This is a genomic window from Zunongwangia profunda SM-A87, assembly GCF_000023465.1.
In the GTDB taxonomy this organism is placed as follows: domain Bacteria; phylum Bacteroidota; class Bacteroidia; order Flavobacteriales; family Flavobacteriaceae; genus Zunongwangia; species Zunongwangia profunda.
The window spans coordinates 3821863-3834628 of record NC_014041.1; the positions used below are offsets into that span (position 1 = coordinate 3821863).

Genomic DNA, 12766 nt, shown 5'->3' on the forward strand with positions numbered 1-12766 from the left:
CTACTTTGAAATTCAAAGTGAAAAATCACGTGTTATGACTTTAGAACATCCTATGAAATTAAACTATCGCCTAGCAGGTAAGCGAGCACTCACCGGAGCCGGAATTGCGCTCTTATTATTAGCCGGAATTTTATTAAAAGTTGGCGAAATTGAGAGTTGGGTATATATTCCCATCCTTACTATATCTATCGGTGGCGCGTGCAGTGGTTTATTATATTACTTAGTTCGTGACTTCTTCTTTAAAGATTATAAATACCCAAAATTGGTTAGTATTTTCTGCGGATTTTGCTTCCTTATAATTTTTTGGTTAAGCTTAGTTTTTGCATTAGCGCAGGTAGGACTTTGGGATTAGTTATAAACAAGACATATTTTACAAAAAAAGACTCGATTGTTCGGCAAATTTGGGGCAAAGCAGATACCATCCTGTTTATTTTTGCCGGTACTGCTGCCGAGTTTGCATTAAATAAAGCAGTAGACTGGTTGTACTACACCGGCAGGCTTCCAAAAGATCCTTTAGGTCGCCTCTTCTCTACTGTGAATTACGCCAAAGTGATTGTTTTTGCTGAAGAAAAAGCAGCTTTCCAGGCGATAGATCAAATGAATAAAATTCATGCTAAAATTGAGAAAAATCGAGGTTTTAAAATTCCGGAATGGGCGTATCGTGATGTACTTTTTATGTTAATCGATTATTCCATAAGAGCTTTTGAAGCTTTAGAACGAAAACTGACACTGAAGGAAAAAGAAGAAGTACTAAGCGTATTTCTAAAAGTTGGCCACGGAATGAAAATCGGGGGATTACCAAAGGATTTTGAAGGCTGGAAACAACAGCGCAAAATTCAGCTTCAGGAAAATTTTGAATATAGCGAATTCACAAAAGATCTCTTTCTTCAGTATAAAAAACATTTAGGTGTTGCCCGTTATCGATTATTGCTGGAAGCACAAATTTTAATGGCGCCAAAACGGGTCAAAGAATTACTGAATTTCCGGGAACATTCTGTTCTTATCACTGTAATTCCGCTATACCGACTAAGCGGATCATTTAAAATCGATTACATCCTGAAAGAACTTATTCTGCCTAAAGACTATAAAAACGACATCAAAGCTTTAGATCATTAGGTCATTCATTAATCAAAAAAATTTAATAAAAAACTTTGAATTTCAAAGTACTTTAAAAATATCATTATGCGAAAGCGATTAATTCACTGGCTTTTTGACCAGACGCAGAAAATATACACGCGATGGCTAAAACGCGGTCATATTCCGTGGAATATTAATACTGCCGATTTGCTAAGTTATCCTAAAGAGAGTTTTGGTTATCATCTTGGCCAATTTCTAAATAAAAACAATTTTGAACTGATTGCAAAAGTAGAACGCCATGATGCTTATCACACTCTTTGCGGTTACGGTACTTCTGTTGAAGACGAAATAGCCCTGCAATATTTATGCTTAGGAAACGGAAAGCGAAGTCCCTATATGTTTGGCGCCATCATTTTAGGAACTTTTATTTTGCCCGATTACTTTAGATACTATTACCGATCTTTTAAGATTGGGCGAAATGCGAATACGTTTCATCATTTTGATTTTAAAGAAGTACTTCCGCTAAACTTTGAGGATTTCAGGCAGGCAATATTTAGGCGAGATTATATAAATTCAGCTACCATTTTATCTATTCCGAAGAAATGAAAATAATCGCTAAATTCGAACAATTTCATCTACAGGCAAGACAAAACATCTGGATTGGATATTTTGCTATTTTTTGCCGAATTGCATTAGCAGCCGGTTTTTTACCCTCGGGTTTTGTAAAAATTAACGGCGAACGATTTACGGCTTTAGCCAATAATCACCCAATGGGACATTATTTAGAAGCACTTTTTTATACGGGTTATTACTATACTTTTATTGGTGTGATGCAAATGCTGGCGGCGATTTTGCTTTTAATTCCGCGTACCGCAATGCTAGGCGCTTTGATCTATTTCCCCATTATTCTGAATATCACGGTGCTGTCTTTGGCCGTTCGTTTTGATGGCTCGCTATTTACCGCACCACTTATGCTTACGGCTGTGATTTTTTTGCTGGGTTGGGATTATCATAAACTAAAATATCTGCTTCCGCTAAAGCAGAATAATACTGAAATTTTACTTCCGCAGCAATCCAAAAACAACAAATTTCCTTTCGTATTTTTTGGGTAGCGTATTCATCTATATGATCAGTTTTGTACTTTTTATCACTAATATTTACAGTATTATGCCACGGAATACTTTAGCTGAATGTGCGCGGCAATGTGATAAAACAAAGCATCCCGAAGCTTGTATTAGTTTTTGCGAATGCATTCATAAAAAAGGGAATTCGCTACAAGAGTGTTTAAAGACGTATAAAAAAGATGGATTATAAAAGCTTTTAATTTCAGTTCTTAATCCAAAACTATAGTAAGGCCAAGGGTATCATAAAAATCAATACCAAGAAGCTAAAATATGGTGATTTACGAAGAAGGTACGCCAAGCTAATTATAGCCTGGCGTAATTTTTTGATTTTACCATCAAAATCCTTTTGCGGATCGTTATTCTAATTCAACCATTACCGGTAAATGGTCTGATGGATATTTTAAATCTTTAGAGTCACTCAATACGGCATACTTTTTTACCTGGAATCCATTATTAGATAAGAATACATAATCAATTCTTCGGGTAACAGGCTCAGAAAAATTAAATCCATTATAAGTCCCCTCAGGACCAAAAACAAGATCAGCAGCACCTTTAGCATCGATCATCTGTTCACTTAAATACTGGATACTCTTAGTATCTGGCATTAAATTAAAATCTCCGCTTAAAACCACCGGGTAGTCTTGTGTATTCAATTCGGTTATCTTTTCAAAGATCAGTTTAGCACTTTCTTGTCTGGCTTTTACACCCACGTGATCAAAATGTGTATTAAAATACCAGAATTTTTCACCTGTTTTTTTATTCTCAAAGAGGCCGTATGTACATATTCGTGGTAGCGCGGCGTCCCAGCCTTTTTTAATTTTGGTGGGAGTTTCATTTAGCCAAAAGGTATTATTTTTCAGCACTTTAAATTTTTCTGAATTATAGAAAATCGCACTGTATTCTCCCTTTTTCATACCATCATCACGACCAACCCCAATATGTTTGTAATTTGGCATATGCTCACTAAAATAATCAATTTGAACCTGTAGCGCTTCCTGAACACCAAAAATATCAGGCTCGTAGAACTTAATCTGACTGGTTATCCAGTCCTTTCGATAAGACCAGCTGTTTTCAGCATCATTTTCATTAGCATATTTAATATTGTAAGTCATTAGTTTTACCTGTGAAAACATGCTGGTTAGGCATAAAAGAAGTGTTAGGGTACTTAAGATTTTTTTCATTGTTTAGGTTTAAATTCAAATATCAGAATTACTATTTAGTAATGCAATTAGGTGTTTTATTCCTGCCGCAAGTTAAGGTCTACGAACAGTGCTTACTTCATTTTCTGGTTATGCTTAAGTTAATTTCGATGAAATTACCAGATTACAATCCTATCCTCTTCTGCTACATACAACGAATCTTCAGGCTTAACATCGAAAGCTTCGTAAAAATGAGGATTGTTCATTAAAGGTCCGTTTACCCGCCATAAAGGTGGCGAATGCGGATTATTATTGATCCATAACCGTAGAAATTCATCCTTCATTTTTACCCGCCATATCTTGGCTACGGATAGAAAGAAACGCTGATCTGGCGTAAAATCACCTATTTTAGTGCTATCCTGACCTTCCTTGGTCATTTTAAAAGCATCGTAAGCCACCGCAACACCAGCAATATCGGCGGTATTTTCTCCTACCGTCATCGCGCCTTTAATGTGAAGCGAATCCAACACCGTAAATTCACTGTACTGATCGATGACTTGCTGTATTTTTGATTTAAACTTCTCATAATCGCTATCTGTCCACCAGTTTTTTACGTTCCCTTCTTTATCAAATTGCGCGCCCTGATCGTCGAAGGTATGGGTTAATTCGTGACCAATCACCATTCCTATTCCGCCATAATTTAGGGCATCATCAGCCTCATTATCGAAATACGGGGGTTGTAAAATTCCTGCCGGAAAAACAATTTCGTTTGCTGAAGGATTGTTATATGCTGTGACCGTTGAAGGTGTAGTAAACCATTCTGATTTATCTACCGGCTTTCCTAATTTTTCCAGGTTACGTTGATAGGCGGCTGAAGAAGCAGAAACGATATTTTCAAAATATTTATTGCTATCGATAGTTACGTTATTATACTCCTTCCAGTGATCTGGATACCCTATTTTTTTAGTGATCGCAGCCAACTTTTCTTTGGCTTTTAGTTTCGTGCTATCACTCATCCATTCTAATTTATCGATTCTTGCCGCATAAGCTTTCTGTACATTATCAACCAATTGCTGCATACGTTCTTTGGCCTCTTCAGGAAAATATTTCTTTACGTATAACTGTCCTAAAGCTTCCCCAAGATAATCATCTACGGCACTGGCCATTATTTCTCCTCTTGTTTTTTGAACTGCCTGGCCAGAGATTACTTTACTGTATTCAAAAGCTGCATCCACAAATGGCTTACTTAAATTATCAGCATAATTCTGCAATGTGTGTGCTTTTAAATACACCTTCCAATCTTCCAGAGGAACAGTTTTTAAAAGTGAATTAAGTTGATCATAATATTCCGGTTGCCCAACATCTATAGAATCGGTTTGAGCATTGAGATCATCTAAAACAGCAGACCAAGCAATATTAGGATGCTTTTCATCAAGATCACTCACCGCCATCTTATTATAATTGGCTTTTACATCTCGACGTTCTATACGAGTTCTATGCGACTGGGCGATCTGCTTATCGATATCATATACCAAATCAGCTTTTTCTTTCGCTTCAGCTTCACTACTTCCGGTAAGTCGAAATAGTGATGAAAGATACTTCTTATAGGCTTGCTGAATCGCTACAGTCTCTGTATCTTCACTAAAATAATAATCCCGATCTGGCAAGCCAATTCCTGTTTGATTGGCATGCGCAATATTCATCTGACTATTTTTATCATCAGGTCCTACATAAAAGCTTAAAATTGAACCATTTCCAACCATCATATTATTGGTTACAAAATGCATCAAAGAAGGAATATCTTTGATTTTATCAATATCATTTAGAACGGGTTTTACGGGCTTAAAACCTCTTTTATTAATGGTTGCCGTATCCATGCCCGAAGCATAAAAATCACCTACTTTTTGAGCAATACTTCCTTTAGTATTTTCACTTTTTGATACGCTGTCTAAAATACCTTGTAACCGAAGTCGCTGTGGGTAGTTCATAAACATGTAGGCACCTGCTCCGGCCTGCGTTGCAGGGATTGAAACCGTGTCATACCATTTAGCATTTACATACCTAAAGAAATTATCTCCTGGCTTCAAATTATGATCGACCCCGGTAATTTCTTTAAATTCTTTTTCGGCCGTTTCTTCCTTTTTACAAGAGGCCAGGGAAAGTAAACCTAGAAGTATTACAATTGTTTTTCTCATTTTGCTTAAGCGCATAGTGGTTAAAATAATCTAGTGACAAGATACAATATTGGTTAAAAACAATTTTGATTTTTAGCTTACAAAATCCTGTAAATAACCGTACCTAGAAGTTAACTTCCCATTTTTGGTCATTCTCGCGCGTTCTAAAATTCCATTTTTATCATCATTAAAAAATGCTGGCAGGACTTTGTTTAAAAACATTTCTCCAAAACCTTCACTGGCATCCCTGGGCAATTCGCAAGGTAAATTATCTACCGCCATTACGGTTATGGCCTTAGGATCTTTATAATTTGTTTCTTTGCCGGTTTTAGGATCGTAACCATAAATAGGATCGGCAATAGTTGAAGCCCTTATGGTACTTGGGATAGGGCCGGCGATATCACAGGAAATATCGGCGATATATTTTATGTTGAAATTAGGTGTTTTGGCATCCTCTTTTGTAAAAAATACCGGAGCGCCCTGGCCGTAAAAATGCCCTGCGATAAAAAAGTCGCTAACTACAGCAAAACGCCAAAAATCTGATTCGTATAATTCGGGATTAATAAAGAATTCTGAGATACTACCCACTGCGCCATCTTTACGTTTGTTATAATCCAATACGTCGATATGGCAATAAACCGGTTCTCCAAATTCTGAAGCTAAATAATCGGGAACCTCAACTTGTTTGATCTTTAAATGATCTAATATTTCTTTGGCTCCACGAGCTACTTTCCCACTACCGGTAAGTACTATTTTTAAATTTGGGACTTTAATTTTATCCAATTGCGCCAACATCGCGTTTAAATCTGGAAGATCATCAGCTTTTGGTAAACTATAAAATTCATTTTTTAATCCAATGGCTCGAAATCCATTATAAGCTCCTACCAGTCCTGCATATCTTCCAAAACCAATCAGTCGCATTCCGCTTTCACTGGTGATCACCTCGTGGTCAAAAAGCTCAATATTTTTATCCAAAATCGCCTTTAGGAGGTCGCGATTATAAGGTTGCTTTTTAATGGTATGAGAGAAGAAAAAGTATTTTTTATTCGGAATCAGACTTTTAATCGGCACTTCCTTTACCCCAATCATCACATCGCAGTCGCTAATATCTTGTGAAACCTGAAATCCTTCATTTTGATATTCTTCATCTCTAAATATCCTAATATCCGACTGCTGCACTTTAAAATGTGCTTCGGGGAATTGGTTTTTGGCTTGTTTTAGATGTTTTGGAGAAAAAACCACGCGACGATCTGGTGGTGTTTTTTCTTCCCGAATGATGGCAAATTTTAGCATAGCATGGTATAGGTTTTGTATAATTTAAGATATATTTTAATAAACTTTAAATATAAGCGTTTGCAGAAACAGCTAACAAATTTTAGATTTGCGCTCTGTTTTTTGAACTATTCAATTTAGATAAATGAAATTTAAATCTGAAGGCGTTTTAACATCTTAGGAAAAAGCGCTAAAATTTTTAAATCCCGATTATCGAGTAAACTACCTTGGCGCAAGCCCACGAAATAATTATTAGAAAATTATTTTTATTTTCGAGGCAAGTCTTGGTGTATTTAATCCCGATTATCGGGTAAAGATATAAATTTAATAGTACCTTTGCATGCCTTGTTGTTTTGTAAACACTAGGTTGAATTTAATGTTCTTTGTTTGATTGGATTTCGATTTTGCGTTAGGGATAGCAGCGGTTAGCTTTTTGTGAGGTTACGAGCAAAAACTAAAAGCAAATAGCCCGCCGTTTGGTCGTTAGAACAAACGGAACGTCCAAAGACAAAGTGCAATGTTCTTTAAATATTGGGGTCGACTTGGTTTTGACAGCGAGTCTAATTGAGTTGTAAGCACGCCGAGCGCTGGGATATAGCTCGTAAATCTCATATTTCACACTTTTTTAAACGGCGAGAATAACTACGCCTTGGCTGCGTAACCGAATCACAGTAGGTTTTGCTTAGTCCCTACAAGGTAGGGAGCCGAGATGTCTCGTGGAAGCCTTGATTTACGGCGTCCACACCAGAGGCACCGATAAAGTAAATATAGAAGCTGCAGGGCCTTGATGCAGTTTTGAAATTTAATTGAGGATACGGAAAAGATTAGGTAGTTTTCAGCCAGATTTTTTCCCGACAATTCAAGCGAAAACTAAGCGTGTAGAAAGCTTCTGAATTGCTTGTTTGGACGAGGGTTCGAACCCCTCCGACTCCACTTTTTGAGCATCAAACTCAATCAAAAACCCCGGAATCCCAGGATTTACGGGGTTTTTTATTTTTTGGAATATCATTTAATATCAAATAATAGCGCACTTTTGATTACCAATCTGGTTACCAATTTTCTGATGAAAAATTGGTAACCAGAAAGCCCTAAAAAAAACTGTATTTCAAACGTTTACAAAATATTAAAGTTTTAAATTCTATTGATTTTTTTGGTAGTTTAAAGGTTCATTTTAATACCAAAAATATGAGCACTTCCTACCAACTTAGTTTTTACCTCAGAAAAAGCAGAACTAACAAGACTTCAGAAAGCGATATTTATTTACGCATATCAGTAAATAATAAACGATCTGCATTAAGTATCAATCGTAAAGTAGATCCGAGGAAATGGCATCCAAAATCTGAGAAGATGATGGGGAAAAGTGTGGAAGCCACCGAACTCAATAATTTTATCAATGTGCTTAGGAATAAGATAAAAAATATACATCAAACCTTTATTGAAAATAATCTAACCATTTCTGCTAAAAGTATAATTGACGAATTTAAAGGAGTTAACAAAAAACAGCCTAAAATGACGTTACAGGCATTTAAAGAGCATAACGAGCAAATGGATCGTCTTTCCGGTAAAAGTATTTCTAAAAGCACCGCAAAGCGCTACTGGACCTGTTATAATCATGTTGAACAATTTATCGATGAAGAATACAGGAAAGATGATTTTCCTATGAATAGCATCAATCATCATTTTATATCTAAATTCGAATATTTTTTAAAAACTAAGAGAGCGTGTAATCATAATTCTGCTTTGAAATATGTTAATAACTTTAAAAAATCGTAAGGATTGCTTTAGCCAATCAATGGATGGAGAGGGATCCTTTTTATAACTATAAGGTGCAATTTGAAACAGTAGAGCGTGAATTCCTAAATGAAGAAGAAATCCAAAAGCTTATTGATAAAGAGTTACATCTGGATCGCCTAAAGCTAGTTAGGGATATGTTTATTTTCAGCTGTTTTACCGGTCTGGCTTATTCCGATGTTAAAAAGCTCAGTAACTCAGATATTACCATTGGTATCGATGGCGAAAAATGGATTCGAACAAAAAGAACTAAAACAAAAACCTTGAGCAGTATCCCTATTCTTCCTGTAGCCGAGGAAATATTGGATCGCTATAAAAATCATCCGGAAGTTAAGAACAGTGATTTTATCTTACCCGTTTTAAGCAACCAGAAATCGAATGCATTTTTGAAAGAAATTGCATTGATGTGTGATATCAAAAAACCACTCACCACTCATGTTGCCAGACATACTTTTGCAACAACCATTACTTTAACCAATGGGGTACCAATAGAATCTGTTAGTAAAATGTTGGGGCATAAAGATCTTAGAACTACACAGCATTATGCTAAAATTGTTGATCGTAAGATTAGTGAAGACATGCAGAATTTAAAAGCCAAACTTGAAGCTAAGAAAATTTCAAATAAAAGCAATTTGAAAAACAAGAATTCTAAGAATTTATATCGTCTAAGTAAATTAAAAATAACCGTTCTAAAACCCCAATAATTAAAGTTATTCGACTTTTTCTTTTTTAAAAAAGAAAAAGTCGAATAAACCAATTTGAATCGGTAATAAAACCTTAAATATTGTATTAGTCTTAGCCAGTGCATTTCTGAAGTCTTCAAGATTCCCCCCATCCTGTAAGATATACAATGGAATGATAAAAATCACTATACTCAATCCAAGAAGGTAGATTAAACTACTAATATAAGCTAAACGAAAATAAATAATATCTTTTAATAAATAGTTACTTAATTTATGTTTAAAAAATGAACTACCTGTGATTAAAGAGTAAATACCGCCTAAGTATATTCCAATAAACATCCAAATAGGTTCTGTACAATGCTTAAAATATCCAAAAAATGATTTTTGAAATGTAAAAATGAGGATAATACTTCCCCATATAAACCATAGTATTACCAATTTTCTTTGATACTTAAAAAAAGGTAGATTAGTTTTTAAATGGCTCATATTCTGACTCTTTAAAGGGTTCAAACTTTGTCATTTTTAAAAGTGGAGTAGCTACCTTTATTGGGACACAAAATTTAAGACCTTTTGTTATAAAACAAATATCTTAGAAACATGAAAAAACGCTATTACAGTCCCGAATTAAAGGAGCAGGCAGTTCGATTAAGCTACCAGCGGGAAAATATTAAAGAATTAGCTGACGAATTAGGCATAGAAGTCCAAAGGATCTATAAATGGCGCAAGGCAGCCCAAACAACTACCTTACCTAAGCCGGAAAGGCCCATACCCGATGATACGCTAGAGATTAAAAGGTTACGCAAAGCCCTTAAAGAAAAAGAACTTGAACTCGAAATATTAAAAAAGGCCGTACACATCTTCTCCAAGAGCGATGGGAAATCTATGGATTTATAGCTAGTTATAGACATTTATATTCTATCGAGAAAATGTGTAAGGTTTTTAAAGTAAGTAGGAGTAGTTTTTATAGATGGTACACGGCCGGTCCATCAAAACGAGTATTGGAATATAGCTTGTTTACAGATTTGATTAAAAAGGAATTTGACTTGAGTAAACATCGGTATGGTGCTACTAGAATAGCAGCACAACTAAAACGTAAAGGGTACGGTATATCCAGAGGAAGAGTAGCTAAAATTATGAAAGCGAACCACTGGTTTAGTAAACATAAAAAGAAATTTAGAGTAACTACAGATTCCAATCATGGTTATGTTGTTTGTAGAAATTTACTCAACAGAGACTTTAATCCCGGTAGGTTAAATGCAACTTGGGTAAGTGATATTACTTATATTCCAACCCATCAAGGCTGGTTGTACCTAACCACTATTATTGATTTATTTGACAGACAAGTAATTGGTTGGTCATTGAGTACAAACTTGCACACCGACCAAACCATTATTCCTGCATGGAAAATGGCTGTAAGTAAACGCAAAATAAACATGGATTTAATTTTTCATTCAGACAGAGGTATACAATATGCTTCAAAAACATTTAGAACAATTATAAAATCTAATCCTTTGGTAACCCGATCTATGAGTAGAAAGGGAAATTGTTGGGATAATTCTGTGGCTGAGTCTTTCTTTAAAACCTTAAAAGTAGAACTTATTTACGATGATAATTTTAAAACTATAGAACAGGCTAAAACCAGTATTTTTGAATACATTGAAATATGGTATAACAGAAAACGATTACACTCTTATTTGGGATATAAAACCCCTTGTGAAATGGAACAAGAATTTTATCAATTTAATAATGTAGCATAAGTCTTAAAAATAGTGTCCCACTTTTTGTTGCTAGTCCATGCTTATTTTTGAAGGAAATGATGGACAAATCATTAGTTTATCCGCCGGGATAAAATATAATAAACCAGGTATCTGTTTTGGCCCCTATACAAGCCGATTTATTCTTTGAAAGAACAGTATAATATGTTAAAAGACTTATGTTTTAAGGAGATACAAATAAAAGTCTGGTTTAAGATCATTCTCTAAAATCACGAAAATTAATGGAATACTTAAAAGGTTCAAGAAATGGATCTTCCATCTCAATGGTAAGCAAATTGAAATCTTTAAAATTCAAATCAGACATATCCATACTCCATATATGGGAAGAAGGTGTGTTAAGATAAGGCGATTTCTGACTCAGCTTATTTGGATATAACTCTTTATCCTGCCATAATTTGATACGGTTTATATAAGGATCCAGCTTGTTTTCTTTTTCCATATATCCCATAAATTGGTCTTTAACGAAGACCTTAATTTTTGTTTTATCCGATCCAGCATAAAAATTAAGGATAAATTTATTGCTTAGAGTATCTATGGTATTGGCAATGTAATTATTATCTAAAGATCCGAACCAGGTATTCATTTGTCTGCCGGGATCTAGTCCTATTGCTTTATACCTTAATTTATATGTATTATCCGAGACCGAAACCTTAAAATAACCTCTTGGTGCGCCATCTTTCATAAGAGCTAACGGAAGGGCTTCCCAGTTCTTCTGACCGGTCCACCAGTTTCCTGAAACAGCACCGCATACGACTTCCTGAATATCTGATCTGCCATCGCGTTGATAAAAGTGACGACTAATACTATGGGTATGTCCGCTAAGCACTAAAACCTCATGGTCAATAGTAAGCAAATCCAAAAGTTCATTTTTATTTTTCATCCAGCGTAATGGGATGTGCTGGTTGATAATAATCAATTGATTTTTTTTAAGCACCTTATCAAGAACCTCTTTAACAAAAGAGATGGTTTCCGCCTTATAAATTCCTTTATAGCCATATTTTCCAACCGGATAAATTGAGTTTAAGGTAATAAAAAGAACGTTCCCTCTTTCAAATGCATAATTTTTAGGACCAAAATCAGCCTCAAAAGGTTTATCCTGTAGCTCATGTAAGGCACCATGCTTCCAATCATGATTTCCATAGACTACTCTATATGGTTTGGAAATGCTATTCATGGATTCTAGCAGAGGATGAAAGATTTCTGTATTATCATTTACTAAATCTCCAAGATACATTCCAAAATCAAAGTCATCTCTATTGGCTATTTCACGAAAAAAGCTGACATCAGCCATATTTATTTCTTCTCTGGAACCTACCTGTAGATCGCCAATAGCCAGAAAATTAAAATTATCGTTTATTGATTCCTTCTGAAGTTCAAAATTTATCTGTTCTCCATCCTTTGGAATAGATCGATACCATGAGGTATTCTCCATTTTATAGCCACCGGGAACTATGACAAAAAAAGGGGATTCTGATGATATTTTCGCATTAAAATTTCCGGATTTATCTGTTTTAAAAAGATGTTCACCATCAGATAAATAGATTCCGGCTATTCCCCTGGACTTTCTTTTTTGCCGATCACTATTCTCTTTGAGGTATACTTTTCCACTTATACTACGATAATGCTGAGCAATTAGTGCATTAACACTAAATCCAAAGAAAAATATTAAAATGCATAGTTTTTTAATCATGGCCATTATACTAGAATATAAAAAGGCGGAAAAAATCCGCC

General features: G+C 35.2%; 12 protein-coding genes and 1 other RNA gene. 8 read left to right on the forward strand and 5 right to left on the reverse strand.

Annotated features, from left to right (window positions below; genetic code table 11):
- Positions 1–34 precede the first annotated feature (34 nt).
- The 4 genes from ZPR_RS16740 (at position 35) to ZPR_RS16755 (ending at position 2189) form a co-directional block, all read left to right on the forward strand.
- Complete coding sequence (locus ZPR_RS16740; RefSeq protein WP_013072937.1) at positions 35–352, forward strand: hypothetical protein; 318 nt, start codon at positions 35–37, stop codon at positions 350–352.
- Entirely contained in the window at positions 343–1116 is a 774-nt protein-coding gene (locus tag ZPR_RS16745; protein ID WP_013072938.1) for an oxygenase MpaB family protein, read from the forward strand. Before ZPR_RS16740 ends, ZPR_RS16745 begins: the two co-directional genes overlap by 10 nt.
- A 66-nt stretch (positions 1117–1182) precedes the next feature.
- Complete coding sequence (locus tag ZPR_RS16750; RefSeq protein WP_013072939.1) at positions 1183–1683, forward strand: hypothetical protein; 501 nt, start codon at positions 1183–1185, stop codon at positions 1681–1683.
- On the forward strand, positions 1680–2189 hold the full coding sequence (locus ZPR_RS16755) for a hypothetical protein (protein WP_013072940.1): 510 nt from the start codon (positions 1680–1682) through the stop codon (positions 2187–2189). The genes ZPR_RS16750 and ZPR_RS16755 overlap by 4 nt, the downstream gene beginning before the upstream one ends.
- A gap of 368 nt (positions 2190–2557) precedes the next feature.
- On the opposite strand, the gene ZPR_RS16760 is transcribed toward ZPR_RS16755, so the two are convergent.
- The 3 genes from ZPR_RS16760 to ZPR_RS16770 form a co-directional block, all read right to left on the reverse strand.
- On the reverse strand, positions 2558–3382 hold the full coding sequence (locus ZPR_RS16760) for an endonuclease/exonuclease/phosphatase family protein (RefSeq protein WP_041579039.1): 825 nt from the start codon (positions 3380–3382) through the stop codon (positions 2558–2560).
- Positions 3383–3516: 134 nt separating this feature from the next.
- Positions 3517–5535, reverse strand: a complete 2019-nt coding sequence (locus ZPR_RS16765; RefSeq protein WP_041579040.1) for a M13 family metallopeptidase — start codon at positions 5533–5535, stop codon at positions 3517–3519.
- A 72-nt stretch (positions 5536–5607) separates the two neighbouring features.
- The gene (locus ZPR_RS16770; protein ID WP_013072943.1) at positions 5608–6807 is read right to left on the reverse strand and encodes an NAD(P)-dependent oxidoreductase; all 1200 of its coding nucleotides are present in this window, start codon (positions 6805–6807) and stop codon (positions 5608–5610) included.
- Between the two features lie 512 nt (positions 6808–7319).
- Between ZPR_RS16770 and ssrA the strand changes: the two genes are divergently transcribed.
- The 3 genes from ssrA to ZPR_RS23950 all read left to right on the forward strand — a co-directional run bounded on the left by ssrA (position 7320) and on the right by ZPR_RS23950 (position 9281).
- Positions 7320–7722: a transfer-messenger RNA gene (gene ssrA, locus ZPR_RS23075) on the forward strand.
- Positions 7723–7971: 249 nt separating this feature from the next.
- Positions 7972–8559, forward strand: coding sequence for a phage integrase SAM-like domain and Arm DNA-binding domain-containing protein (locus ZPR_RS23945; protein WP_083759788.1), 588 nt, complete (start codon positions 7972–7974; stop codon positions 8557–8559).
- A gap of 23 nt (positions 8560–8582) precedes the next feature.
- Positions 8583–9281: a site-specific integrase gene (locus tag ZPR_RS23950; RefSeq protein WP_013072946.1), complete on the forward strand. Its 699-nt coding sequence runs from the start codon at positions 8583–8585 to the stop codon at positions 9279–9281.
- 6 nt (positions 9282–9287) lie between these two features.
- Here ZPR_RS23950 and ZPR_RS16780 read toward each other — a convergent pair whose 3' ends face one another.
- On the reverse strand, positions 9288–9746 hold the full coding sequence (locus ZPR_RS16780) for a hypothetical protein (protein ID WP_041579041.1): 459 nt from the start codon (positions 9744–9746) through the stop codon (positions 9288–9290).
- 111 nt (positions 9747–9857) lie between these two features.
- Between ZPR_RS16780 and ZPR_RS16790 the strand changes: the two genes are divergently transcribed.
- Positions 9858–11017, forward strand: a protein-coding gene (locus tag ZPR_RS16790) for an IS3 family transposase (protein ID WP_086026154.1) whose coding sequence is annotated in 2 segments (ribosomal slippage) — positions 9858–10098 and positions 10098–11017 — 1161 coding nt in all. Because the reading frame shifts where the segments join, the coding sequence is not laid out codon by codon here.
- 214 nt (positions 11018–11231) lie between these two features.
- Here ZPR_RS16790 and ZPR_RS16795 read toward each other — a convergent pair.
- The gene (locus ZPR_RS16795; protein ID WP_187288240.1) at positions 11232–12725 is read right to left on the reverse strand and encodes a calcineurin-like phosphoesterase C-terminal domain-containing protein; all 1494 of its coding nucleotides are present in this window, start codon (positions 12723–12725) and stop codon (positions 11232–11234) included.
- Between the last annotated feature and the right edge of the window lie 41 nt (positions 12726–12766).

Bases quoted from the DNA above. Each gene is read 5' to 3' on its own strand.
- ZPR_RS16740 (WP_013072937.1), top strand. From the start codon at position 35: ATGACTTTAGAACATCCTATGAAATTAAACTATCGCCTAGCAGGTAAG.
- ZPR_RS16795 (WP_187288240.1), bottom strand. From the start codon at position 12,725: ATGATTAAAAAACTATGCATTTTAATATTTTTCTTTGGATTTAGTGTT.
- ZPR_RS23950 (WP_013072946.1), top strand. From the start codon at position 8,583: ATGGAGAGGGATCCTTTTTATAACTATAAGGTGCAATTTGAAACAGTA.
- ZPR_RS16760 (WP_041579039.1), bottom strand. From the start codon at position 3,382: ATGAAAAAAATCTTAAGTACCCTAACACTTCTTTTATGCCTAACCAGC.
- ZPR_RS16755 (WP_013072940.1), top strand. From the start codon at position 1,680: ATGAAAATAATCGCTAAATTCGAACAATTTCATCTACAGGCAAGACAA.
- ZPR_RS16750 (WP_013072939.1), top strand. From the start codon at position 1,183: ATGCGAAAGCGATTAATTCACTGGCTTTTTGACCAGACGCAGAAAATA.
- ZPR_RS16765 (WP_041579040.1), bottom strand. From the start codon at position 5,535: ATGAGAAAAACAATTGTAATACTTCTAGGTTTACTTTCCCTGGCCTCT.
- ZPR_RS23945 (WP_083759788.1), top strand. From the start codon at position 7,972: ATGAGCACTTCCTACCAACTTAGTTTTTACCTCAGAAAAAGCAGAACT.
- ZPR_RS16780 (WP_041579041.1), bottom strand. From the start codon at position 9,746: ATGAGCCATTTAAAAACTAATCTACCTTTTTTTAAGTATCAAAGAAAA.
- ZPR_RS16770 (WP_013072943.1), bottom strand. From the start codon at position 6,807: ATGCTAAAATTTGCCATCATTCGGGAAGAAAAAACACCACCAGATCGT.